Source organism: Amycolatopsis sp. CA-128772, from assembly GCF_002904295.1.
Classification (GTDB): domain Bacteria; phylum Actinomycetota; class Actinomycetes; order Mycobacteriales; family Pseudonocardiaceae; genus Amycolatopsis.
On sequence record NZ_PPHG01000098.1, the window covers coordinates 137,617 to 162,180 of the forward strand.

Annotated in this window: 17 protein-coding genes; 12 read left to right on the forward strand and 5 right to left on the reverse strand. The window is 70.2% G+C overall.

The window, feature by feature from the left end; all coding sequences use genetic code 11:
• Positions 1 to 83: 83 nt before the first annotated feature.
• From C2L59_RS48400 to C2L59_RS45850, 3 genes are all read left to right on the forward strand, one after another.
• A complete protein-coding gene (locus C2L59_RS48400) occupies positions 84 to 1,013 on the forward strand; it encodes a helix-turn-helix domain-containing protein (RefSeq protein WP_199199785.1) in 930 nt (309 codons plus the stop codon).
• An 86-nt stretch (positions 1,014 to 1,099) separates the two neighbouring features.
• Entirely contained in the window at positions 1,100 to 1,792 is a 693-nt protein-coding gene (locus tag C2L59_RS45845; protein WP_103355897.1) for a response regulator transcription factor, read from the forward strand.
• Positions 1,789 to 3,228 carry a HAMP domain-containing sensor histidine kinase gene (locus tag C2L59_RS45850; protein WP_103355850.1) on the forward strand — a complete coding sequence of 480 codons (1,440 nt, stop codon included), beginning with the start codon at positions 1,789 to 1,791 and terminating at the stop codon, positions 3,226 to 3,228. The genes C2L59_RS45845 and C2L59_RS45850 overlap by 4 nt, the downstream gene beginning before the upstream one ends.
• A gap of 86 nt (positions 3,229 to 3,314) precedes the next feature.
• Here C2L59_RS45850 and C2L59_RS45855 read toward each other — a convergent pair whose 3' ends face one another.
• A complete protein-coding gene (locus tag C2L59_RS45855; protein ID WP_103355851.1) occupies positions 3,315 to 5,450 on the reverse strand; it encodes an MMPL family transporter in 2,136 nt (711 codons plus the stop codon).
• A 179-nt stretch (positions 5,451 to 5,629) separates the two neighbouring features.
• Here C2L59_RS45855 and C2L59_RS45860 point away from each other — a divergent pair, with 179 nt between their 5' ends.
• Positions 5,630 to 6,835, forward strand: a complete 1,206-nt coding sequence (locus tag C2L59_RS45860; RefSeq protein ID WP_103355852.1) for a monooxygenase — start codon at positions 5,630 to 5,632, stop codon at positions 6,833 to 6,835.
• Between the two features lie 17 nt (positions 6,836 to 6,852).
• Positions 6,853 to 7,806, forward strand: a complete 954-nt coding sequence (locus C2L59_RS45865) for a TQO small subunit DoxD (protein ID WP_103355853.1) — start codon at positions 6,853 to 6,855, stop codon at positions 7,804 to 7,806.
• On the opposite strand, the gene C2L59_RS45870 is transcribed toward C2L59_RS45865, so the two are convergent.
• Positions 7,793 to 8,482, reverse strand: coding sequence for a response regulator transcription factor (locus tag C2L59_RS45870; RefSeq protein ID WP_103355854.1), 690 nt, complete (start codon positions 8,480 to 8,482; stop codon positions 7,793 to 7,795). The genes C2L59_RS45865 and C2L59_RS45870 overlap by 14 nt on opposite strands.
• Positions 8,483 to 9,495: 1,013 nt before the next feature.
• On the reverse strand, positions 9,496 to 10,098 hold the full coding sequence (locus C2L59_RS45880; RefSeq protein ID WP_103355855.1) for a TetR/AcrR family transcriptional regulator: 603 nt from the start codon (positions 10,096 to 10,098) through the stop codon (positions 9,496 to 9,498).
• An 87-nt stretch (positions 10,099 to 10,185) separates the two neighbouring features.
• Between C2L59_RS45880 and C2L59_RS45885 the strand changes: the two genes are divergently transcribed.
• From C2L59_RS45885 to C2L59_RS45895, 3 genes are all read left to right on the forward strand, one after another.
• Positions 10,186 to 10,914, forward strand: a complete 729-nt coding sequence (locus tag C2L59_RS45885; RefSeq protein WP_103355856.1) for an SDR family NAD(P)-dependent oxidoreductase — start codon at positions 10,186 to 10,188, stop codon at positions 10,912 to 10,914.
• 380 nt (positions 10,915 to 11,294) lie between these two features.
• On the forward strand, positions 11,295 to 12,668 hold the full coding sequence (locus tag C2L59_RS45890; RefSeq protein WP_103355857.1) for a glutamate decarboxylase: 1,374 nt from the start codon (positions 11,295 to 11,297) through the stop codon (positions 12,666 to 12,668).
• 2 nt (positions 12,669 to 12,670) lie between these two features.
• Positions 12,671 to 13,852, forward strand: coding sequence for a cytochrome P450 (locus tag C2L59_RS45895; RefSeq protein WP_103355858.1), 1,182 nt, complete (start codon positions 12,671 to 12,673; stop codon positions 13,850 to 13,852).
• A 72-nt stretch (positions 13,853 to 13,924) separates the two neighbouring features.
• Here the strand turns inward: C2L59_RS45895 and C2L59_RS45900 are convergent, their stop codons facing one another.
• Positions 13,925 to 18,895: a tetratricopeptide repeat protein gene (locus C2L59_RS45900; protein WP_146060539.1), complete on the reverse strand. Its 4,971-nt coding sequence runs from the start codon at positions 18,893 to 18,895 to the stop codon at positions 13,925 to 13,927.
• A 1-nt stretch (position 18,896) separates the two neighbouring features.
• Between C2L59_RS45900 and C2L59_RS47325 the strand changes: the two genes are divergently transcribed.
• Positions 18,897 to 19,274, forward strand: a complete 378-nt coding sequence (locus tag C2L59_RS47325) for a hypothetical protein (RefSeq protein ID WP_146060540.1) — start codon at positions 18,897 to 18,899, stop codon at positions 19,272 to 19,274.
• 107 nt (positions 19,275 to 19,381) lie between these two features.
• Here the strand turns inward: C2L59_RS47325 and C2L59_RS45905 are convergent, their stop codons facing one another.
• Positions 19,382 to 20,572 (reverse strand): amidohydrolase family protein, encoded by a 1,191-nt coding sequence (locus C2L59_RS45905; protein WP_233224085.1) that lies wholly within the window; start codon positions 20,570 to 20,572, stop codon positions 19,382 to 19,384.
• A 307-nt stretch (positions 20,573 to 20,879) separates the two neighbouring features.
• Between C2L59_RS45905 and hutH the strand changes: the two genes are divergently transcribed.
• Genes hutH through C2L59_RS45920 form a run of 3 tightly spaced genes read left to right on the forward strand, consistent with a single transcriptional unit; the run spans position 20,880 to position 24,159 of the window.
• Positions 20,880 to 22,487, forward strand: a complete 1,608-nt coding sequence (gene hutH / locus C2L59_RS45910) for a histidine ammonia-lyase (protein WP_233224087.1) — start codon at positions 20,880 to 20,882, stop codon at positions 22,485 to 22,487.
• On the forward strand, positions 22,484 to 23,677 hold the full coding sequence (locus C2L59_RS45915; protein ID WP_103355861.1) for a glutamate--cysteine ligase: 1,194 nt from the start codon (positions 22,484 to 22,486) through the stop codon (positions 23,675 to 23,677). Before hutH ends, C2L59_RS45915 begins: the two co-directional genes overlap by 4 nt.
• Positions 23,674 to 24,159 (forward strand): phenolic acid decarboxylase, encoded by a 486-nt coding sequence (locus tag C2L59_RS45920; RefSeq protein WP_103355862.1) that lies wholly within the window; start codon positions 23,674 to 23,676, stop codon positions 24,157 to 24,159. The genes C2L59_RS45915 and C2L59_RS45920 overlap by 4 nt, the downstream gene beginning before the upstream one ends.
• The last annotated feature ends 405 nt before the right edge of the window (positions 24,160 to 24,564 follow it).

A 24,564-nucleotide genomic window follows, 5' to 3' on the forward strand; every position in this document is an offset into this window, starting at 1 on the left:
ACCCTAGGAAGCCGTTGCCCCCGCGGTCTTGGACACGCGTGCCGTCCCGATCGACGATGCGTGCCACGTGGTTGGATGGCCGGGTGGACTCGGTACGCGGCTCGGTTCGGCTGGACACCGAACGGTTCGGGGTCGACGCCTTCCGCGACGGCTGGGAAGCGCAGGTCGGCGACGGGTTCACGTTGCCCGCGTTCCACCACGAAGCCACCGCCGGAGCCGTCGTTCGTGGTCTCGCTTCCCGCGTCGGGGACTCGGTCATCACCGACTTCGAAACCGCCACGCGGGTACGGGTCGATTCCGCGCTTCCCGACCTCGGCGAACTGCGGCTCTACGTGGTGCACCGTGGCGCCTACGTCCTCAGGCGTGAACGCGACACGATAGCTGTCGACGCCGGCCGGTTCCTGCTGAGCCGCTCGACCGGGGTCACCGGCTACGACGTCGCCGCGGGCACCACCGCCCAGGTGATCGGGCTGCCCGCCGGGGCGCTGGGCTTGTTCGCCGACGGCACGCAGGCGACCGGCCCGGTCGCCGCCGCGGAAGTTCGTATGCTGCTGGCACACACGACTGCCGTCCACGCGACACTCGGCGACCTCAGCGAAGGCGGCGTCCACGCCGGCCGCAACGCCTTGGTGGAGCTGGTCCGCGGGGTGTTGCACGGGTATTTCGACGGCACCGAACCCGGCCTGGCCGGCCCGCTGGTCCAAGCGGCCCGCGACCTCGCCGATCAGCTGCTCACCGGCCCGGACCTGACACCGGCGCTGCTGGCGCGCCACCTCAAGGTTTCGCTGCGAACGTTGCACCGGGCGTTCGCGTCAACCGGCGAGCCCGTCGCGGCGTACATCCGCCGACGTCGCCTCGAGCAGGCGCGCCGCGCGCTCCTCTCGCCGTCCCCTCCCACGGTTTCGGAGCTCGCGGCACACTGGCAGTTCGCCGACAGCAGCCACTTCATCCGGATGTTCCGTCGCCACTACGGCCGGACGCCGGCCCAGTTCGCCCGCGATCACCATCACTGAGCGTTTTCAGCCCGGCTTTAATGCTGGCTTCAGGTTGCTCGGGGAGGATGAGCGGCAAAGCGTCGACGGAAAAGGGGCGGGCCGGCGTGCGGATCATGATCGCGGATGACGAGGCGGCCATCCGTGAGTCGCTGGAGCGGGTGCTCCAGGTCGAGGGTTACGACACCAGCACCGTCGCCAACGGTCTCGCCGTGCTCAGCGAGATCGAGGGGATCGGTGACGACGCGCCGGATCTGCTGATCCTCGACGTGATGATGCCCCGCCTCGGCGGGGTGGAGACCTGCCGGCGGTTGCGGGCGGCGGGCCGGGACCTGCCGGTGCTGATGCTGACCGCCCGGGATCAGGTCTCCGACCGGGTCGCGGGGCTGGACGCGGGCGCCGACGACTACCTGCCCAAGCCGTTCGCCACCGAGGAGCTGCTGGCCCGGGTGCGGGCCCTGCTGCGCCGCCGCGCGCCGGGCGACGACGAGTCGCAGATCCTGTCGTTCGCCGACGTCCGGGTCGATCCCGACCGGTTCGAGGCGTGGCGGGGCGGGCGGCCGCTCCGCCTGACCCGGACCGAGTTCTCCCTGCTGCAGGTCCTTGTGCGCAACGCGACCCGGGTGTTGACCCGCGACGCGCTGTTCGAGGCGATCTGGGGCTTCGACATGAGCACCACCGCCAACAACCTCCAGGTGTACGTGAGCTACCTGCGCCGCAAGATGGAAGCCGGGGGCGAGCCGCGATTGCTCTACACGCTGCGCGGCTTGGGGTACACGTTGCGGGAGACTCCTCCGTGAGCAGGCGGGGCTCGCGCCGGCTGACCCGGTGGTGGCGCCGGCGGTCCCTGCGGACCAGGATGACGGTGATCGCGGCGACGGCCATCGCGCTCAGCGTGTTCGTGGCCTTCCAGGTGGCCATCGAGCTACTGGACCGGGAGCTGCAGGACACCGCCGAGAACGAGCTGCGCGCCGACTCCCGCGTCCTGGCGGCGAACGCCGAGCGCGCCGGTCTGGCGCAGGTCCCGCTACCGCCGTACCCCGGATCCGGTGGGCTGGTGCGGGTCATCCTGCCCGACGGCTCGACCCGGACGCCGCCCGGCCAGCCCGCGCTGCCCGCCGTCAGCGAGCCCGCCGGGCGCGTGGCGCAGGGCGCGTCGGCCGACCTGGTGGAATCGACCGGCAGCGACGACGACGGCTACCTCGTCTACACGCTGCGGGCGGGCGACGGCGCGGTCCAGGCGGCCCGCGTCACCGATGGCAGCCGGAACAACCGGTTCGGGTGGGGCATGCTGCTGATCGGGCTGTTCTGCGTGGCCGGCGGCGCCCTGGTCGGGCGGACCGTGGCGCGGACCGGGCTGGCCCCGATCGACCGGCTGGCCGCCGCCGCGGCCCGGGTCGCGCACACCCGGGACCTCGACGCCGCCATCCCGGACGAGGGCGGCGGGGAGATCCGGCGGCTGATCCGGTCGATCAACGACATGCTCGCCGCGCTCCGGGACTCCCGGCGGGCCCAGCGGCTGCTCGCCGAGGACGCCGCCCACGAGCTCAAGACCCCGCTCACCAGCCTGCGCCTCAACGTCGAGCTGCTGATCCGGCTCGATCGGCGCGGCACCCTGGACAGCGCGCTGCCGCCGGAGAGCCGGACCCGGCTGCTCAACGACCTCGGCGCCCAGGTGGCCGAGTTGAGCACCCTGGCCGCCGAGCTGACCGACCTGGCGCGCGGTGACGTCAGCGACGAGAGCACCGAGGTGCTCGACCTCGCCGACGTGGTGGTGGCCGCCGCGACCCGGGCGCGGTCCCGGGTGCCCGACATCGAGGTCGCGCTCGACGTGACCTCCGTGTGGGTGAGCGGGCGTCCCGCCGGCCTCCAACGGGCGGTGCTCAACCTCGTCGACAACGCCGGCAAGTGGTCTCCCGCGGACCAGCCGGTCGGAGTCCGGCTCCGTGCCGAGGGCGCGTCGGCGGTGCTCGAGGTCGACGACGCCGGGCCGGGCATCGACGCCGCCGACGTGCCGCGGGTGTTCGACCGGTTCTACCGTGCCGACAGCGCCCGGGCGTTGCCGGGATCCGGCCTGGGGCTGTCGATCGTGCAGCGGGTCGTCGACGCCCACGGCGGCCGGGTCACCGTCGCCCGCTCCGCACGCGGCGGCGCACTGCTCCGGGTCGACCTTCCGGCCGCGGCCCCGCCCGCCCCGATCGCGCGGCTTGCCGGGGAGGACACCGCGGTGCGCTGACCCGCTCCGGCGGCGCGGCTCTCGGGCCCAGGAAGATCCGGGACGGGCCTGGAGCCCCGTCCCGGGTCTCGTCCGTGCCGGCGCGCTCACCGTTGCAGCGCAGGCTCCTCGTCGTCCGCGAGCCGCCGTTGACCGCCTGGCAGCTCCGCCGGCCGGGACAGCCGGCTCGGCCACCACAGCCGCCGTCCGATCAGCAGGGTGAGGGCGGGCACCAGGACCGACCGCACCAGCAGGGCGTCGAGCAGCACGCCGAAGGCGACCAGGAACCCGACCTCGACCAGCATCACCAGCGGGAGCGTGGTGAGGACCGCGAACGTGGCCGCCAGGACCAGCCCGGCCGAGGTGATGACGCCACCGGTGGCGGAGAGCGCTTTCAGCATGCCCTCCCTGGTGCCGAGACGCACGGTTTCCTCCCGGGCCCGGCTGGCCAGGAAGATGTTGTAGTCGACGCCGAGCGCCACCAGGAACAGGAACGCCAGCAGCGGTACCGAAGAGTCGATGCCCTTGAACCCGAGGATCGTGTCGAAGACGAACACGCTGCCGCCGAAGGCCGCCGCGAAGGAGACGATCACGGTCGCCATCAGGATCAGCGGGGCCACGATCGCGCGCAGCAGCAGCCCGAGGACGAACAGGACGACGATGAGCACCAACGGAATCACCAGCCTTTCGTCGCGGCTGGTGGTCACCTCGGTGTCGAGGTGCTCCGCGCTCGGCCCGCCGACGATCGCCTCCGCCCCGCTCACCGCGTGCACCGCGGTGCGCACCCGGTTGATCGTGTCGTACTCCTCGACGGTGTCCGGCGCGTCCGCCGGGAACACGGAAATGTCGGCCCAGCCACCCCTGGACTGACCCGGGACGGCCACGGCCACACCGGGAGTGCCCTTGACGATGTCGAGCACCCGCTCCTGGTACGCCGGCCGCGTGAACACCGTCATCGGCTGGCCGCCGAGTTCCGGGAAGTGCTGGCGGAGAACGGTGAAGCCGGTGACCGACTCGGGCGCGTCCGGGAACTGGTCCTGCTGACGCAGGGCGCCGGTGTTGCCCGCCAGCCCGATGGCGAGCACGCCGAGGACCCCGACCGAGCCGAGCGCCGCCACCCAGCGGCGGCGGCTGATGGCGGTGCCGAGCCGTCCCCACAACCCGGGCTTCGCCGCCACGGTCGTGCCGAACCGCGGGATGGCCGGCCAGAAGATCCGCCTGCCGAGCACCACGAGCAGCGCCGGGAACAGCGTCAGCATGGCCACCAGCGCGCACAGGATGCCGGCCGCACCGATCGGGCCCAGCCCGCTGGTGCTGTTCAGGTCCGCGAAAAGCAGGCAGAGCAGGCCGGCGACCACGGTGGCCGCGGACGCGACGATGGCCGGCGCCGCGCTGCGCAGCGCGTGGACCATCGCGACCCGGACGTTCTCGTGGTGGTGCAGTGCTTCCCGGTATCGGGCGATGAGCAACAGCGCGTAGTCCGTGCCGACGCCGAAGACCAGGATCGTCAGCAGCGCCGAGTTCTGGTCGTTGACCACGATGCCGAAGCCCTTGACGAGCAGGTAGACGGTCGCCATCGCGGTCAGCGCGGCCGCACCCACGGCCACCAGCGGGATGAACCACAACACCGGGCTGCGGTAGGTGATGACGAGCAGGAGCGCGACGACCAGGACGGTGATGAGCAGGACCTGCAGGTCGATGCCGTCGAAGACGGATTCCATGTCACCGTCGATCGCGGCGGGGCCGGTCACCTCGAGTTCCAGGCCGGCGGGGCGGTCCTTCGCGGCGTCACGCACCGGGCCGACGATGGCCTCCGGTGCGCCGTAGGTCGTGCTCACGTCGAGGGTGAACATCATGGCCTCGCCGTCGGCGGAAGGTCTCGTCGGCGGGCCCTCGTCCGCGCCCGCCACCTTCGGCGGGTACCGCTTGGCCAGGGTGTCGTAGTGGCGTTCGACGGTCGCGCGGTCGGCGTCGGTCAGGCCGCCGGCGCGGTGGTACACGAAGACGAACGTGTTGTCCTCCCCGCCGGGGAGACTGTCCGCCAGCACCGCGACCTTCGTGGACTCGGCGCCGGCCGGCAGGGTGACCGCGGCGCTGTCGGCGGTGACCGAACTCAGCTTTCCGCTCAGGGGCACCATGAACACGGCCAGCACCACCCACAAGCCGATCACCAGCCACGGCACCCACCGGCTTGCCCACCGACCGGGCGGCAGATCGCCGGACGACGCTGTGTTGACTGCCATCACTAGCCTCCTACGCGTTGTATCGCTTATCTGACGCCGACTTCCTACCGGGCGAATCTGAAACGACCGTTAAAACGGGCGTGATTTCGGGCCGAGTAGTACCGTCGTACCGCCGTCCTCCCGAAAATGCCGACCGCAGTACGACGAAACGGGACGGAATCGGGTCTAGCGTTCAGGCCATGACGAAACCTGATAGTCCACTGTGGAGGTTCGGGGCGGCCACCATGGCGCTGGCGACGGCGGTCGCTCTTGCCGCCTGCGGGTCGAAGGCCGATACCAGTGCGGCGCCCCCCGCGGCCGGCTCGCACACCGGGCACGCGGGCCAGCCGCCGGCTGCACCGCAGCCGCTGCGCGCCGGCGAGCGGTTCGTCGACCTGAAGATGGCCGAGGCCTACACGCCCGCGCCGCCGGAAGGCGGTGGAACGGACGAATACCGGTGCCAGGTGATCGATCCGGGCCTGACCAGGACGGCGTTCCTGACCGGGACCCAGGTCATGCCGGAGAACGTCGCTCTCGCGCACCACGCCATCGTGTACACGGTGCCGCCGGGCGGCGCTGCCGCGGTGCGCGAGCAGGACGCGAAGACCCCCGGCCCCGGCTGGCAGTGTTTCGGCGGGACCGGCGTGAAAGGCGCCGAAGTGGAAGAGGGGGAGGCGACGTGGGCGGACACCTGGGCGCCGGGCGCCACGGAGACGCTGTTCACCCAGGACGCCGGCTTCAAGCTGGAGCCGGGCAGCCTGGTCATCCTCCAGATGCACTACAACCTGCTCGCGACCGACGGCAAGCCGGGCGGGTCGGACCGCACGGCGTTGCGGCTGCGGCTGACCGACGGCACGCCGCAGACCAGGGAACTCGACACGTTGCCGCTCGACGCGCCGACCGACCTGCCCTGCCCCGCCGGCGAGTCGGGTCCGCTCTGTGACCGGGCGGCCTCGATTGCGGACGTGACGAAGCGGTTCGGGCCGGAGGTCGGCGGCACCGCGGACCAGCAGGTGGCGGAGTGCGGCCAGAGCGCGCCGAAGCCGGGCGACACCCAGACGTGCGACCACAGGGTGGAGGCGCCGGTGACGCTGTTCGCCGGCTTCGGCCACATGCACCTGCTCGGGCGGGCCATCAAGGTCGAACTCAACCCCGGCACACCGAACGCCAAGGTGGTGCTGGACGTGCCGCAGTTCGACTTCGACAACCAGCGGCTGGTGAAGCTCCCGTCGCCGGTGGACATCGATCCGGGGGACACGCTGCGGGTGACGTGCACGCACGACGCGGGGCTGCGCAAACGGCTGCCACAGCTGAGCAAGCTGCCGCCGCGCTACGTGGTGTGGGGCGACGGCACCAGCGACGAGATGTGCGCGGGCATCATGACGGTCTCGCCCCGCAAGTCCTGACGAAAAGGTGACTTCTCTTGTCCACCAAGGCTTCCCCCAGCGAAACAACGGATCGAACCGATGCACCACCACGGACACCGATCTGGACGCTCCTGCCGCTGCGTGTCTTCCTCGGCGGCACATTCCTCTACGCGGGCCTCTCCAAGATCTTCGACACCCGCTACCTGGACGACACCTCACCCCTCGGCGTCCACGCTCAGATGCTGCACGCCGCGACCCCCTCCCCGATCGGCCCGCTGGTGTCCTTCGCGGCCGAAAACTCGACCATCTTCGGCCTGGTCATCGCCTTCGGCGAAGTCGCTGTCGGGCTGGGGACGCTGCTCGGGCTGTTCACCCGCATCGCCGCGCTCGGCGGGTTTCTGCTGGCGCTGAGCTTCTTCCTCACCGTCAGCTGGACGACCAGCCCGTACTACTTCGGCGCCGACATCGTCTTCGCAGCCGCCTGGACGCCGCTGTTGATTGCCGGCGACGCAGGCTTGTTCTCCACGACGGCCCACCTGCGGGCCGCGATACGACGCCGCCGGCCGAACCGCACCCCGGACGACGAGCGACGCATTCTGTTCTGGGGCGGCCTGATCACCGCGGCGGCCGCTGCCCTCGGCGGCGGCGTCATCGCCCTCACCCGTCGCACCACCACCAATCCGGAACCAAGCCGGCCGGCGGACCCGGGAACGAACTCCGGGACGGTGATCGCCGCGGTCTCCGCCGTCGCCGTCGGTTCTTCGACGAGCTTCACCACGCCGGACGGTACCGCCGCGTACCTGGTGCGCCCCTCGGCCGACACCTTCCTGGCGTTCCTCGCCGCCTGCACCCACCAGGGCTGCCCCACCACGTCCGCCGGCTCCGGCTTTCGCTGCCCGTGCCACGGCTCCACCTTCGACGGCGACGGCCAGGTCACCGGCGGGCCGGCGGCAAAACCCCTGACCAAGGTGCCGGTGCGAGTCGTCGACGGGCAGGTCACCACCGCATGACCGGGCCGCGCTGAACCGGCCGGGTGAGTCTCAGGTCGTAGGCGAGGATGACGGCCTGGACCCGGTTCCGTGCGCCGATCTTGGCGAGGACCCGCCCGACGTGGGACTTCACCGTCGACTCCGAGAGCGTGAACCGTTGCGCGATCTCGCCGTTGGTGAGGCCGTGGCCGATGGCGACGAGGATCTCGCGCTCGCGGCCGGTCAGGGAGCCCAGCCGGGGATCCTCCCGCACGGGCCCGAAGAGGTCGTCGCCGAGCCGGTCGCCGAACGCGTCGAGCAGCCGCCGGGTCAGCGCCGGCGCGATCACCGCGTCCCCGGCGGCGACGGCCCGGATGCCGGCGAGCAGCTCCTCCGGGCGGGTGTCCTTCAGCAGGAACCCGCTCGCCCCGGCCCGCAGAGCGGCGAGCGCGTACCGGTCCACGTCGAACGTCGTCAACACCAGGATCCGCGAACGCCCACCGGTGGCGGCGATACGCCGGGTGGCCTCGATCCCGTCGGCGCCCGGCACGCGGATGCCCATCAGCACCACGTCGGGACGCAGCTCGGTGGTCGACCGAACGGCCTCGGCGCTGTTCTCGGCCTCGCCGACGATCTCGGTGTCGGGGGTGTTCTCCAGCAGCATGCGGAACCCGAAGCGCTGCAGCGGCTGGGTGTCCACCACGAGCACAGAGATCATGAGTGGCTGCCTTTCAGGGTCGCTGACCGTCTTCCTATCGAGCGAACCTGAAACGACTGTTAAAACGGCACTGAGGCCGGTAGACGTCGGCGCGGGTCCGTCATCGGGTGGGCTGCCGTCGCGCACGACGATGTGGCGACGCGCCATCCGGGCCGGCTACCGGCGGCCGGGCGAGGGGGCCACCCGCCTGACCACCGTCGGCGGCCCGGCGGTCCGGGCGCTCCACCCGGATGGTGCGAGCCCGTGCGGCATCGGGTTGTGGGCAGGCGGGCCACGATGGTGCGCGGTGCAGGGTCACCCGCGACGGGTGACGACTCGGGGCCGCCCGGACCGCAGGGTCGGCCGGGGAGGTGCGGTGATGGCGAAGCGGGCGGACGGGCAGCCGGCGGTCACCCGGCAGGTGTCCGCGGCGATATCTTCGGCGGCGGGTGTCCTGCTGCTCAACCCGCAGTCCGGCCACGGCAGTGCCATCGCGTCCCGGCTTGGTGAGCGCGCCCGGGCGCTCGGGATCCGGCCGATCGAGCTGCACTTCGACGACGACCTGCGCGAACTCGCGAAACAGGGCGGTGGCCGACGGCGCGGATGTGCTCGGAATGGCCGGCGGCGACGGCAGCCAGGCCGTGGTCGCCGACGTGGCCTGCCGACACGACCTGCCCTGCGTCTGCGTTTCCGCGGGAATGCGCAACGGTTCCCCATGGTCGTGGCTGCGGCACATCGGCTGCGGGGCTTACCGGTCTGGAGGGGCCGCGACGCGGTCGATCCGTCCTCGGTGGCGGAGACCGGTGCGGCAGATCCATGCGGGGAGCCGCCCGGGTTTCGGTGGCCGGGTCGACGAGAAGTTCCGCGCGGACGAGGAGGCCGGCCAGGGGCAGCTGGACCAGGCGATCGCGCGTTTCGTCGTCGCCGCCCGGCGGATCTGCGCATCGGCGGCTCATGGGTCCCACTGCGCGCGGCCGGACACTGAGCGTGCTCCTGCTTCGGGCAAGGGCTTGCCGTGCCCGCAACGCCGCCGGCTACGTCCAGTCCGGTGCCGGCCGGGGGAGCGGGCTGGCGCCCTCCGGCCGGAGGCCGTCGAAGATGATCGTGAGGTAGCGCAGCCACAGGTCCGAAGGGGCGCCGGGCAGGTTCTCGGCGACGTGAACCGGCGCGCAGATCAGCAGGAACACGTCGGTGCCCGTGACGTCGTGGCGGAGGGCGCCGCAGGCACGTGCCCGGTCGACCAGCGTGTTCACGTCCGCCTGCAGGCTGTTCCTGATTTCCGTGACCGTGGCGTCGTCGGCACTGGCCGAAAGGAGGAACGTCAGGTCGCGTTGCCGGCGGCGGTCTCCTGCCACCGTCAGGAACTCCAGCAGCGCCGCGCCGGCGTCCGGCGCCTTCGCCAGCCGCTCCGCGACCTCCCTCAGTTCCGCCAGGTGGTTCGCCACGACCGCGACGATCAGCTCCTCCTTCGTGGCGAAATGACTGAACACGGTCCCCTTGGCGAGCCCGGCGCGCCGGGCGATGTCCGAGACCGACGCCTCGATGCCGTGTTCGGCGAACTCCTCCTCGGCCGCAGCCAGGACGCGTTCACGGTTGCGCATCGCGTCGGAGCGCAGGCGACGGGTGGGAGACGGCATCGCAGCATCCTACCAACTTGACCCGCCGGTCATTTTGGATGTAGCGTCGCCGTTAACTTGACCGATCGGTCATCTTATGGAGGACACATGAAGCTGCACGGCGCGACCGCGCTCGTCACCGGCGCGAACCGCGGACTCGGCCACCACCTCGCGAAGGAACTGTTGCGGCGGGGCGCCAAGGTCTACGCCACCGCACGGCGGCCCGAGCTGGTCGACCTTCCGGGCGCCGAGGTGCTGCGCCTCGACATCACCGATCAGGCGAGCGTGGACGCGGCGGCGTCGGCCGCCACGGATGTGGACGTCCTGATCAACAACGCGGCCTTCACGGCCGGAGGCAACCTCACGACCGGCGATCTCGGTGCGATCAGGCAGGTGATGGACTCGAACTACTACGGCACCCTGGCCATGATCCGGGCGTTCGCCCCGATCCTCGCCCGCAACGGCGGCGGCGCCATCCTCAACGTCCTCTCGGCCGCGGCGTGGACGACGGTCGACGGCAACACGTCCTACGCCGCCGCGAAGTCCGCCCAGTGGGGGTTGACCAACGGCGTCCGCGTCGAGCTCGAGCCGCAGGGCACCCTGGTGGCCGCGCTCGTCCCCGGCCTGATCGCGACCGAGACGCTGCGCGACTACGTGCGGGCGGCCGGGCTCGAGCTTCCCGCGGAGGTCATGAGCGACCCGGCCGATGTCGCCCGATCGGCGCTCGACAGGCTCGAAGCCGGCGACATCGAAATCCTGGACCGCATCGGCGCCGAGGCGAAGGCGACCCTCGCCGGCGCACCGCGGACTTTCGATCTCGCCGCACTCGCCGGGTGACGCGGACCGGGCCGCACCCCTCAGGGTGAGCTGCGGGACGCCTCGGGTGTGCGCGTCAGGGAGCCGCGGGAACCGTCTGTCCACATAAGACAGAAAGTCGTTCGGCCGGTCCGCGAACCCGTGGCCCACTGCCCGGGCGGGTGATCCGGGTTGGGCCGTTCGTGCCCTTCGGAGGGGCGGCAGCGGGCCGCGTGAACGGTCCGTGAGTCGTGGTCAGCCAACGAGGTCTGACGCCGACCCGTCCGGGTTGTGCTGGGCCGGCGCTGTTCCCTTGCCTCCCACCGACCTGCCACGATCCGAAGAGGTCGTCTTCCGCCGATCCGGATCGACGAGGGCCTGGCCGGATGCCGAGACCGTTCCCGAACGCTCCGGAGGTTGCCATGAGCTTGCAGCGCGTGATCACCGACGACCGCGATCTGCAGATAGCCCCGCTGTTCGCCCAGCGGATCGACGAGGACGTCGTCCCGAAAGGGCGGCTCGCGGAGAACCCGATGCCCGCGGGTGTCGCGGCCGGTATCGTCCGGTCCCGGCTGCTGCTCGACGGCCGCGCGGCGCTCAACCTGGCCACGTTCTGCACCACTGTCGCCGAGCCGGAACTGGAGCAGATCTACGCCGAGACCGCCTCGATCAACCTGATGAACCGGGAGGAGTACCCGGCGAGTTCCCAGATCGAGCAGGAGTGCATCAACGCGCTCGCGGATCTTTGGCACGACGACGACGGCTCGTTCGTCGGCTGCTCCACCAGCGGGAGCTCCGAGGCGGCCATGCTCGCCGGCCTCGCGATGCTGCGCCGCTGGCGGGAACGCGGTGGCACCGGGCGGCCCAACATGGTGTTCGGCACCCACGTTCACGTCTGCTGGCCGAAGTTCTGCAACTTCTGGGACGTCGAAGCGCGGATGGTGCCGCTCGCGCCGGGCCGCACGACCCTGGACCCGGCGCTGACCGCGGACGCGGTCGACGAGAACACGATCGGCGTCGTCGCGGTCCTGGGCAGCACGCAGGACGGCCGCTACGACCCGGTCGCCGACATCGCGGCCGCCCTCGACGGCGTCGCCCGCGACAGCGGCGTCGATGTCCCGCTGCACGTCGACGCCGCGAGCGGTGGCTTCGTCGCGCCGTTCCTCGACGTCGACTTCGCCTGGGACTTCGCGCTGCCGCGCGTGGTGTCGATCAACGCGTCCGGCCACAAGTTCGGCCTGGTCTACCCGGGCTCGGGCTGGTGCCTGTGGCGCGACCCGGAGTACCTGCCGACGTCGCTGATCTTCGACTGCAACGTGCTCGGCGGCCACCACCCCACGTTCACGCTGAACTTCTCCCGCCCGGCGTCCGGCGTGATCGCCCAGTACTACCAGTTCCTGCGCAACGGGCTCGCCGGCTTCCAGCTGATCGCGCAGCGGTGCCAGGAGGTCGCACGGCAGGTCGCGGCCGGCATCGGGCGCATCGCGCCGTACGAGGTCATCGCCGACGGCGAGGACCTGCCGGTGGTGGCGTTCCGCCTGCGGGACCCGGAAAACGTGGGCTTCACCGTGTACCACCTGTCCGAGGCGCTCAAGGGCGACGGCTGGCACGTGCCCGCCTACAGCCTGCCGCCGGACCTGGAGCACGTGGACGTGATCCGCGTGGTGTGCCGGCAGGGGTTCACCCTCGACCTCGCGGAGAGGTTCCTCGAAAGCCTCCTCAAGCACACCGAACGGCTGGCCGGCCACCCGTTCCCCCTGCCCGAGGTGGCGAGCGCGCTGACGTTCCGGGATTGACCGTGGTCGCCGTCGCCGAACTCGAGGCCGACCCCTACCCGGTTTACGCCCGGCTGCGCCGGACCGAGCCGGTGAGCTGGGTGCCGGAGGTCCGGCAATGGCTGGTGACCGGCTGGGACGACGTCCACCGGGTCCTGACCGACGGGGAACGGTTCACCACCGAACAGCCGGGGTCACCGATGCTCGGCCTGTGCGGTGGAACGCCGCTGCTGATGCGGGAGGGCGAGTCGCACCGGGACGTGCGAGCGGCGGTGGAGCCCGGCTTCGAAGCCGAGCGGATCGGCGGCTTCGTCGACGCGGTCGCCCGGCCCGTCGCGTGCCGGGTCGCCGCCGAACTGCGCCCGGCCGGCCGGGCCGACGTCGCCGCGGACTACTTCGAACCGGTCGCGGCGATCGCCGTGTCCGCGCTGCTCGGGCTCGGCCGGGACACCGGCGCGGAAACGCTGCGCCGGTGGGGAAACCTGCTGACCGGGGTGGCCAACGACTTCGGCCGCGACCCGGCGGTGGCCGCGGCCGCGGCCGCGGACCTGGCCGCCGACAGCGCCCTGACCACGGTCGTCCGGCGGCTTCGCGCGGAGCCGGACGGGTCGGTGATCTCCGCGCTGCTGCACGCCCACCGGCCGCGCGGCGACTCGCGGCCGGACGCCGACGTGGGGCCGGTGGTCAAGCACCTCGCGCTGAGCGCGGTCGAACCCGGCTGGCTCGCGGGCTGGACGCTGGCGGCGCTGTGGTCGGCGCCCGCGCAGCTCGCCGCGGTCCGCGCCGACCGGGCGCTGCTCGGCGCGGCGGTGTCCGAGGCCCTGCGGTGGAGCGGCCCGGTCGGCGTGCTGGGCAGGCGCACGAGGTGCGCCACAAGGCTGGCGGGCCGCGAGCTTCCGGCGGACACCATGATCGCGGCGGCCATCGCCTCGGCCAACCGCGACGAGGCGGTGTTCACCGAGCCGGACCGGTTCGACCTCCGGCGCGAAGCCCGCGTCCACCTCGGGTTCGGCGCCGGACCGCACCATTGCCCGGCGTACCTGCTGGTCACCGCGCTGGCGCGCACCGCACTGGAGGTGCTTTTCGAGACCTTGCCGGGCGTGCGGCCCGCACCCGGCCACCGGGCGGCGCCCCACGGCTGGAAGCTGCGGCTGCCGGGACCGCTCGAGGCGGTGTGGGAGGTGAGGCCGGCCTCGGTGCCGTGAGCCGCGGCCGTCGCCAGGGCGACGCGGCGGCAACAGGCCATCGATACGCCTCGGAGTGGAGACGTGCTCCGGTCAAGGACGCTTTCGGCCGCAGCCGGAATGTGTTGTGTCGGAGGGCCTCGCCTCGATGGGTTCCGCTCCCGGTTGGCCGTGTGCCGGGTCGATGATGTCCGCTAGCTCGGAAACTCCCACGATATCCGGGTTGCGCGCACCGAACGAGCGTAGCCGGACGGAGTGGGCGCGCCGCAGTATCGGGCTGCCTTGGTCGGCGACCTTCCGACCGAACCACATCGCCTCGTCGGGGTCGTTGCCGGCGAGCAATAGAACTGCCGATATCAGGTCCCAGGTCGCGGCGTGAGTCCGCAGCTCAGGTGCAGCCGTGGCGATAGCCTTCAGGCGAGCGACGTCACCGGCTTCGATGGCGTCGAACGTTGCCTCCTCGGCGTCGACAGGATCCGAGACGATCGCGTAGGCCTGATGGACCGTCAAGAGGGTAGCCAGGCGAACTATGGCGCTGTGTTGCCTGGCCACGTCACTGTCGATGGTGGACAGCATGCGATGGAATTCGGGGTCCGTGATCGCTTCGCGGTGCTCGTGGAAGAACTCGGCTGACTCTCGCCACGAAGTCTTGGCGGTCCAAGCGCCGATCAATCCAGTCCGGGTGTGGATGGTTTGTTGCTTGTCGATGTAAATGTCATAGCCGTGCTCTTGAATTCCTTCCAGTACATGTCGAAGTATGTTCGGTGTCGGGTCGGTGGGATTCAGTGCCTGAAATGCGTTCAGGGTGGCGGCCCATTCGGATGATTCGAGGACGTCGCGACGTTCGTCCAGTGCGATTCGCAGTGAGGGCCAATCGGCCGTGGCTCCGACCGTGGCGAGTAGGTCGAGGTGGGCGTCGGGTAGTGCTGTGGTGACCCATGCCGGGAAATCATCGACATCATGGTTCCCAACTGCGTTTCGCACGATTTGCCGAGCGAGGCCGACCAGGGCGGGGGATACGTTTTCCGGCTGCGCGTCTGCTTCTTGGGCGGCAAGCCGAAGGTGTTTCCTGGCCTGGTCCGAGGCGCCGGCGGCCGCGGCCCACCGCGCCAGTTCCGTACGTAGTACGGCGCGAATGTGATCGTCAGGGGTCGACGTGAATGCCTCGGTCCACGTGGTGCGCGCCGCCTCGACGTCGGGGAGTTGCCGAAGGGAATCGATGAGACATGGCAGGCTGGCGGCGGGATCGACGAGAATTGTCTCCAGGAAAATTTTCACTGCCTCATTCAGGTGTCCCAGTGCTTGCTCGTGCCGCTCCGCGGCGGCTGATATCGAACCGGTATTGCTCAATGCGCTCGCGAGACCCAGCCGGTAGGCAGGGTTTGCGTCCGACACTTTGCGGAAGAGGGTCAGTGCCTCGTTGCTGGAAGTCAGTGCACCTTCATGTTGGTCCGTTCTCGACAGGAGAAGGCCGAGGTTGCTCAACGATGCGGCAAGGTCGGGCAGGTGATCTGCGTTGCCGGCGGTCAGATCGCGCCGGAGGTCGACGGCTTCCTGGATGGGTGCCAGTGCTTGCTCGAAGAGTCCCGATTCCGAAAATCTGGCACCGAGATTGTTCAATGATCGTGCGAGGTTCGTCAGCTGTTCCGCTTGATTCCCTTCGGCCAGCCTGCGATACAGGTCAACGACGGATTTGCTCGGTTCGACTGCCTGCTCGTGACGCCCCAGTTCGCACAGTGCCACAGCGACGTTGTGCAGGGCGCCGGCGAGGTCGGGCAAGTATGCGCCCGGAACGGCGTCCGTGAGCAGTTGGTAGCACGCGGCGGCGTCCTGGCTGTGCTCCAGCGCCGGCTCGAACCAGCCTGCCCGCAGCAACACGGTGGCCAGAAGGTCCGACGAGGCGGCGAAGTCCGCAAGTCTCCCAGCGGGATCGTGATTCGCCATGATGCGGCGTAAGGTGACGGCTTCCTGGCAGAGAGGTAGGGCCTGAGCGAAGCGCTCGAACCCCACAAGGATCTTGCCGAGGTCGTGTAGCGACGCGGCCAGGTGTGGTAGATAAGCGTCTGAAACGTTGGTGGCGAGATGCCTGTAGAGACCGACCGCCTCGGTGCCGGGTGGCCACGCCTGCTCGAAGTCCCGGGCCTCGATCAGGGCTCGGGTGTAGTTGTGCAGCGATGCTGCCAGTTCGGGGAGATATGCGGTGGGATCTTCGACTCCCAACGCGCGAAAAAGGTCAAGTGCTTCCTGGAAGTTCGCCAGTGATGACTCCGGGCGAGCCGCGATCGACAGTGCGGCGCCGAGATTGTTCAAGGCGCGCGCGAGGTCCGCGCGGAAACCTTGATTTCCTTCGGTCATCGCCCGGTATCGGGTGACGGCCTCCTGGAGGACGATCAGGCTGTCCTCGTGCGAGTTCGTTCTTGTCAGTACGGCGCCCAGGGTGGTGAGTGACATCGCGAGTTCGGTTTGCCACGCCGAGGATTCGGTGGCCAGCTCGCGGTAGATCGCGACTGTCTCCCGGCTCGCGGTCAAGGCCTCCTCGTAGTTGTTCACTCCGACGAGTGCGCTCGCGAGGTTGTTCAGGGACATCGCCAAGTCGGGTCGGTGAGCCGCGGATTTCAGCCGTTGATAGATGCCTACAGCTTCGAGGTTGGGTTGGAGTGCGAGTTCTGCGCGTTCCAGTTTTGTCAGCGTGCCACCGAAGTTGTACAGTGACTGCGCGTAGTCCGGCAGGTATCTGTCGGGATTGTTCGCCGCCAGTTCCCGGTAGAGTCCTACGGCCTCCGCGCAGTGTTCCAGTGCCGTATCATAGCGTCCCAACCTGAGCAGCATCGCACCGACATTGTTCAGGGATTCGGCGACTTCGGGGAGACGGCGGAAGTCGTCGCCGGCGATGCGTCGGCGAGACTCAAGGACTTCCGAACTGCATTCGAGGGCCTTGGCGTACTGTCCCGACCTCGACCACGCCCATGCCAGGGTCTGCAATGACGTGTTGAGCTCCCGCAGATGTGCGTGTGGATCATCAGCCATGAGGTCGCGTATCAGCTCGACAGCCTCGTGACAGTACCGGAGAGCCTCGTCGTGCCGCCCAAGCCTCGACGACGAGTTGCCCAGGTTGGACAGCGATGTCGCGAGGCGTGCGGAATGCCCCTGCGGGTCCCGCCCGGCGAGCTGGCGAAGGATATCGATGGCCGCACGGCTCGATTCCAGCGCCTCGTCGTGGTGGCCGAGGGTCAGCTGCACGGCACCGAGGTTGTTCAGTGAGGCGGCAAGAGGAGGAAGGTAGGTGGCTGGATGCTCGCCAGCGAGATCCGAGTACCGATCGGCGGACTCGAGAGCACAGCGCAGGGCCCGCGCGTAGTTGCCGGCTCCGAACGCCCGCTGAAAAACCTCTGCCAGCAACCGGCTCAGCACCTCGTCGGGTGCGGGCAGCGCCCGTGCCCGGGCGAGCCGACGTTCATCGACGATCAGGCCCAGGTCGCACAGCGACGACGTAGGGGGGATGGCTGCCGACAGCTCATCGAGTGGCACCGGGCTGTCCGGCCGGTCGGCGAGACGTTCCAGGGCGTTCTTCGCGGCGCCGGCCCGCTCCGCCGCGACCGTGAGCAGTGCCGGCCAACGACCGGTACTCGCCTCGACCATCGTGACGAGCAGTTCGGTGACGACGTCCGGTTCGTCCTGGCCGGCTCTGTCCATGACCAGCAGGGCGGTCTCCAGCTGGCTGTCCGAAGCTCGCGTCAGTACGCGATGCACGAGCGCGTCGTCGCGCCACAGCTCGCGGAGCAGGTGGTCGGCGACCGGGTCAGGGCGGACGGCGAGGCCTTCTCCGGAGGCCGGGCTGAGGCAGGTCTGCAGGGTGCGCCGGACCGTACGCCGTTCCGGGGGATCCTCGCGGAGGTCGCTGATCGCGGCAAGCACGTTGTCGACGTCCTGCTCCGGCGGCGAGACCAAGGAAACACACGCCGCGGCTCGGCGGAGGAGGGCACGCTCGGGGACGCTGTCGGTGCGGAACCGGTTGTAGACCGTGCACCAGTAGTTCTCTTCGTGCCGCAACACCTCGTCGTAGAGCTCCTCACTCGTGGTGGGCAGAGTGGTTTCGCCCGCCGCGGTCATCCAGCCCAACAGCACCAAGTCCAAGGTCGTCCAGCGGGTGTCCGGGGCCGGGACGGGCAAGTCGGGTCGTTCCTCGACCTCCGGCCGGAGCGCGGCGACCGTGCGTGCGTAGATGCCGCGCGGGTTCGGATGGTTGTCGGGTAGGCCGATGTCTTCTCGCCGGTACGCGTGCCGGTCGTCGTCGAGTGAGCCGATGATGTCCGTCAGCCATTGGCCGCTGGACGACCGTGCGGTGAACACGACGATCGCCGGGGGACCCGACCGCATGCGCAGTGCCTTCAGCACAGCGATCGCGTCCTTGACCCGGCCGTCGGCGTAATCGAGCACCACGAGCACGCGCCCCTTTTCCGACGCGAGCCGGCTGGGATCGGTGGCCTTCGGCAACACGCCGGCTGTCCACGCCTCGCCCCGAAGGCTCTGAGCCAGCTCCAGCGCCAGCCGGGTCTTGCCCGCACCGCCGATGCCGTGCACCACGGCTATGCCTGTCCGATCACCGTCGGCGACTTTCCGGCACCAGTCCAGCAGGACGATCAGCTCGTTCCGCGCGGCGAACGGCACAACCGCGTACTCCGCCCGGAGTAGCCGGACCGGGGTTTCCGCTGTGTCCGCGGCGCGATACGGCTGCCGTAGCGGACCATCGGCGAACTCCGCAGGTAGCTGCCGACTTTGCTCATATTCGCGTCTCCAGCGCGACAGATCGGTCAATTCGGGCGGGATTCGCTGCTTGCGGCCGTTGGCGTACCGCCGGCAAGCCAGCACGAACGTTGCGACGGTCGTCCACCGCGGCGACCTTCGTCCCGTCAACAGTTCACTTGTAGTCGCCTTGGGCAGGTCCGGCCCGCTGGCATGACTTGCCTCAAGCCGCAGTGCCTCGTACGAAGGGTCGCCGACTTTTGCGCGCAACTCCCGCAGCCGGGCTCGGAACTCCGGTATCGGATCAGCTGGACCGGTCACGTTGCCTACCGCGTCCGGTTTCCGGCACCGGACCGAACCGGACGACCGAACCGGCAAGCTCGACCGTGACAACACCCAGGCAACCGGTCAGGAGACGACCATGGCGAATCCATTGCCCACCTCTCTGAGTCGGGCCGGCGTGCTCGGAGCCGGTGCGTTCGCCGCGGCGAACGCACCCGTCCTGACGGCGGCGGTCTTCGGCGTGGGACTCACACTCGTGACCATTCTGGCACTCACTGGTGTCCTGGCCGGGCGCAAGGCGCGCCGCGATGCCGCCTACAAGGTGTTGACGCTGTTGCTGGCCTGCCCGACGGTGCCGCCCAAGGGCTCATCGGCGAAGCCCGGCATAGCCGGTTGCGGGTGTGCGTTCCCGAATTGAGTCCGCTTTCAGGTGGCTGATTTGCCCTTCGCTGCGACTTCGAGCGCCGGCCTCCACCGGCCGGGCCGGTGGTGTCCATCGAGACGGCCACACCTGATCGTTCTGCGTCAGGAAGGGGTGTGCCGCTTGATTCGGCCGTCTTGCATGACGAAGTCGACGTTTCCGGTGCAGTCGATGTCGTCGAAAGGATTGCCGGGCATGGCGATGAGGTCGGCGAGCGCGCCGGGGCGTACGGTGCCGCGGTCGGGGGTGGCGAGCAGTGGTGCGGCTTCGGAGGTGGCGGCGCGGAGCGCGCGCAGCGGGCTGATGCCCGTGGAAACCATTGCCGGGAATTCACGCCAGTTGTCCCGATGGGGCAGGACGCTGGCGTCGGAGCCGAACGCAATCCGGACCGGGGAGCGGGCGGGGTGGGTAGCGCACTCACGGAGCCGCTCCTCGTGAGCGCGGAAGGTGCTCCGGAGATGGCCGGGTTTGTCCGCCCAAAAGGAGTCGTCGTCGAGGTGTCGCAGGAATTCGACGGTGACGACCAGGGTGGGGACGAGCCAGATGCCTTTGTCCGCAAGCGTCGACAACGTAGCGGCGGTGGCGAGCGAAGCGTGTTCGACCGAGCGAACGCCGGCGTGGGCGGCTCGCCGGATGCCTTCGTCGTTGAACGCGTGGACGGCAGCGGGTTTGCCCAGGTCGCGAGCGGTGGCGACGAGGACGTCGACTTCGTCCTGGGAGTAGGTGATCAGCTCGGGATCGTCGTTTTCGGAGCCGAACCCGCCGGTGCCGGCGAACTTGATCCAGTCGGCACCCTGTCTCGCTTCGGTGCGGACGGTGCGGATGACCTCGCCGAGGCCGTCCGCGAGGGCGCCCAGTTCGATGCCGAAGCGTTCGGGCAGGCCGGCTGACTTGTCGCCGTGGCCCCCGCGGGCGGAAATGATGCGCGGCGCCACCACCATGCGCGGACCCTCGACGACCCCTTCCCGCTGTGCCTGCTTCAGGTCGGCGGTGATGGAGGGGGATGAGCACCCGAGGTCGCGCACCGTGGTGAAGCCGTTGTCGAGCAGGGTCCGCAACGCCGTCACCGCGGCCAGGGTCTGGGCGCTGATGGACGTGCCGGGTGCCAGGTCCGGCACGACGTGGACGTGGCAGTCGATGAATCCGGGAACCAGCGTGCGGTCGCCCAGATCGATCACCTCCGCTTCCTGGGGCCCGGCCGGAGCGACCTCCTCGATGTGGCCCCTTTTGACGAGCACCGCGGTTCGTCCGGCAGGACGGTCGGCGATCCCGTCCCAGAACCGGTCGGCGACCACGACCAGCGAGTCCGTTTCGGTGGGCATCTGATCCTTTCCGGGTGTTTCGACTACGCCTCAGCCGGCCACTGTTGCTACTTTTCGCGGGCCGTACACCCGAAGAGCGCAGTGGTGGATGATCAATCTCTGCCGCGCGTGGTTCCCTGCTTCTTTTCGGGTGAAAAACGAATCAGTTCTGTTCCAGTATATCAACTCCAAATCACTGTGAAACGTGGGTTTACGGCCACCGGCGAGGGGTACTGCAATTCACAGATCCGCGACGAAATTCCACGTAAGACCGAATGTTCCCGAACATGGGAGGGCGACGGTGGGCGACGCGACGACCGAGGACCGGCCGGTGATCCTGGGGGAGGGTGCCCTGGACCCGCGAACCGCGGCGCGGGTGGCCGCCCGCGAGTTCCGAGGTGAGGTGCGGTTGTCCGACGAGGCGGCGCAGCGGGTGAACCGCAGTGCCGAGCTGCGCCGGCAGCTGGTCGAGGCCGGGCAGCCCCTGTACGGGGTGACCACCGGTTTCGGTGACAGCGCCCGGCGGGTCGTGTCGTCGGACAAGGCGGTGGAGCTCCAGCTGGGCCTGGCCGAGTACCACCGGGCGGGGGTCGGTCCGCTGACGCCGCCCGAGGTGGTCCGGGCGGCGATGCTGATCCGGGCCAACTGCCTGGCCCGAGGTTCTTCGGGGGTGCGCCGCGGCCTGGTCGAGCTGATGCTTTCCTGCCTGGCCGCCGACCTGGTCCCGGTCGTGCCGCAGCGCGGTTCGGTCGGCGCGAGCGGTGACTTGACGCCGTTGTGCTACATCGCGAACGCCCTGCTGGGGCGGGGGGAGATCGTGGCCGGCGGTGAGCGCCGTCCGGCGTCCGAAGCCCTGCGGGAGCGCGGATTGACCCCGTGGGAGCCGGAGCCCAAGGAGGTCCTGGCGCTGATCAACGGCACGTCGTTCTCCGCAGCCTTCGCGGTCGTCACGCTGGAGCGCGCCACCCGCCTGGCCGACGCCGCCGAGGTGTGCACGGCGATGGCCTGCGAAGCCCTCGACGCCGACCGCAGCCACTACGACCCGGTGATCCACCAGCACAAGCCGCACCCCGGGCAGCGGGCGAGCGCCGCGACCCTGCTGTCGCTGCTGGACGGGTCCCGGCTGGCCGAGGACCACCCCGCGTCCCTGGGCGAGGAGGAGCAGGTCGACGACGACTACGAAGAACTGGACCAGCCGATCCAGGAGCCGTACTCGCTGCGGTGCGCCCCGCAGGTGGTCGGGGTGCTGCGTGACACCCTCGACTGGACCACCCGCTGGCTGGAGGTGGAGATCAACTCCGTGGACGACAACCCGCTGTTCGACCCGGACACGGGCAAGGCGTACAGCGGCGGCAACTTCTACGCCGGTCACGTCGGCCAGGCGATGGACTCGCTCAAGGTCGTGCTCGCGTCCGTCGGCGATCTGCTGGACCGGCAGGTGGCGCTGCTGGTGGACGAGAAGTACAACCGGGACCTGACCCCGAACCTCATCCCCCGCGTCGATGACGACGACCCGCACGCCGGGCTGCGCCACGGCTTCAAGGCCGCCCAGATCACCTGCTCCGCCCTGGCCGCCGAGGCGCTGAAGAACACGATGCCCGCCACGGTGTTCTCCCGCTCCACCGAGTGCCACAACCAGGACAAGGTCAGCATGGGCACCATCGCCGCCCGCGACGCGTACACCGTGGTGGAGCTGGTGGAGAACATCGCCGCGGTCCACTTGCTGGCGTCCTGCCAGGCGTTGGACCTCCGGGGCGCGGACCGGGCGGCGCCCGCCACGAAGGCGGTGCACGACGTCGTCCGCGAACACGTGCGGCCGGTCGAGGACGACCGTGGGATGGAAGGGGATTTCCGCGCTGTCGCGCAGTTGCTGCGCACCGGGGCCGTCCTGCGGGCCGGTGCGCGATGAATGCCGGCGGCACCGCCCTCGAGGCATCGACCACGCTGGTCGAAGGCACCGGCGTGACGATCGGAGTGGAGGAGGAGTTCCTCCTGGTGAGCCGGCGATCGCTCCTGCCCGCCGGCGAAGCCGCGGCCGTGCTGGCGGGGGTGCATCCCGCGGACCTGGCCGGCGAAAGCTGTGCGGCCCGCGAACTCTGGGACACCGAGGTCGAGACGAGCACCGGGATCTGCTCGGACCTCGCCCAGGTGCGGGACCAGCTCGCCCGCAACCGGGCCGCACTGCGGCGTTCGGCCCGGGCACAGGGCCTGGAGCTCGTTCCGGTCGGGCACCCGCCCTTCGGCACGGAGACCGCACCGCCCCGGCGCGACGGCCACTACGAGTGGATGAGCGACGCCTACGCGGGTGCCTTGGCCGACCAGGAGATCTGCGGCTGCCACGTCCACGTCGGGCTCGGAGACCGGGAGGCCGGCGTCGCCGTGCTCAACCACCTGGCACCGTGGTTGCCGACGTTGCTGGCGCTCACGGCCAACTCGCCCTTTCGCCGAGGCCGGGACACGGGGTTCCACAGCTGGCGGATGATGGTGCAGACCCGCCTGCCCGCCGCCGGTCTCCCGCCGTGGTTCGGCTCGGCCGCCGAGTACAACGCCGACCTCGACCGCCTTCGGGAGTGCGGGCTGCTGCCCTCCGATCACGGCGGCCTGCGCCTGGCCCGGCTGTCCGACCACCTGCCGACCATCGAGGTCCGCGTCGCGGACACCACGATCACCACCGACGAAGCGCTGCTCTACGCCGCCCTGGTCCGCGGCCTCGTGCGTACCGCGCTGGACGAGTTCGACGCCGGGCGGGAAGCCCGCCGCTGCACCGACACCGTGCTCGGCGACGCGTTGTGGTCGGCCGCCCGGCACGGGCTCGACGGTCCGGCTGTGGACCCGTGGACCGGCACGCGCGCCTCACCGCATTCGCTGGCGTTACGCCTCTGTCGGCACGTGGAGGACGCCTTGGCCGCGACCGGCGACCTCGGCGAGGTACGCACCCTGCTCCATGGGCTGCTCGCCCGCGGCAACGGGGCCATGCGACAGCGTCTCGCGGCCGCTCGGAGCGGCGTGCCGGGCGTGCTCGACATGCTCGTCGAGGACACGGAGCCCGAGACACCGTCACCGGCCGGACCGGTGACCCCGCGCGGGAGGCGGATGTGAACGATGCCCTGCTCGGCAAGCACCTGATCTACACCTACGACAGCGGGTGGCAGTACGAGCTGTACGTCAAGAACGCCACCACGATCGACTACCGCATCCACAGCGGGCCCGTCGGCGGGCGGTGGGTCAAGGACCAGCCCGTCCACTCCGCCCGCCTCCGCTCCGGTGCCGGCACCCTGTCCTGGACCGAACCCACCGGCACCTCGGTTGCCCTGGCCGTCGACCTGGCGCACCGCGAACTGCACGGCGTGATCTTCTTCCCCCGCTGGGTGTGGCAGGACCCCGCCCAGACCGTTTGCTTCCAGAACGACCACCTCGACCGGATGACCGCCCTCCGCGACGCCGGACCGGCCTATCCGATCGAGGTGGTCGACGAGACAGCGCGGATCACCTTCGTCGACCAGCGCGACCCCGACGACGACGGCGTCATCGACCGCGCACCCGGCGAGCTGCCCGACGGGTACGCCGACCGCACCCGGTGAACCGGCCGCCTCACGTGAGGTCCGCGCAGAGCCGGTCGACCAGGTCGGTGGTGACGTGCGGCATGACGGACAGGTGCGCGCGCCCGTCCGCCTCCAGCAGGTGCCACGCGTGCATGACCTGCTCGTCCGGCGGTCGAACAACACGACGTTGCCACCCGGGAAGCGCTTGTGCCGCTGATCGACACGCTGTCCGCCCCGTCGGGGAACGACCACGGCCACGATCGCCGGCCCGCCCCGGCTCCCGATCTCGCGCCCGGGCGCCGCGAGGTCCATCGCGCCGTCGTCGGCCACGTCCACCGCCACGTGGGGGACGCGCAGCAGCCTCGCGATCTTTGGCATCGAGTAGTGCGCCTCGCTCGACGCGAGCAGCACGCCCCCGGGTACCGCTCACGCGCCACGTAGACC

Bases quoted from the DNA above. Each gene is read 5' to 3' on its own strand.
- C2L59_RS45855 (WP_103355851.1), bottom strand. From the start codon at position 5,450: ATGGCAGTCAACACAGCGTCGTCCGGCGATCTGCCGCCCGGTCGGTGG.
- C2L59_RS45860 (WP_103355852.1), top strand. From the start codon at position 5,630: ATGACGAAACCTGATAGTCCACTGTGGAGGTTCGGGGCGGCCACCATG.
- C2L59_RS45885 (WP_103355856.1), top strand. From the start codon at position 10,186: ATGAAGCTGCACGGCGCGACCGCGCTCGTCACCGGCGCGAACCGCGGA.
- C2L59_RS45880 (WP_103355855.1), bottom strand. From the start codon at position 10,098: ATGCCGTCTCCCACCCGTCGCCTGCGCTCCGACGCGATGCGCAACCGT.
- C2L59_RS45870 (WP_103355854.1), bottom strand. From the start codon at position 8,482: ATGATCTCTGTGCTCGTGGTGGACACCCAGCCGCTGCAGCGCTTCGGG.
- C2L59_RS45890 (WP_103355857.1), top strand. From the start codon at position 11,295: ATGAGCTTGCAGCGCGTGATCACCGACGACCGCGATCTGCAGATAGCC.
- C2L59_RS45915 (WP_103355861.1), top strand. From the start codon at position 22,484: ATGAATGCCGGCGGCACCGCCCTCGAGGCATCGACCACGCTGGTCGAA.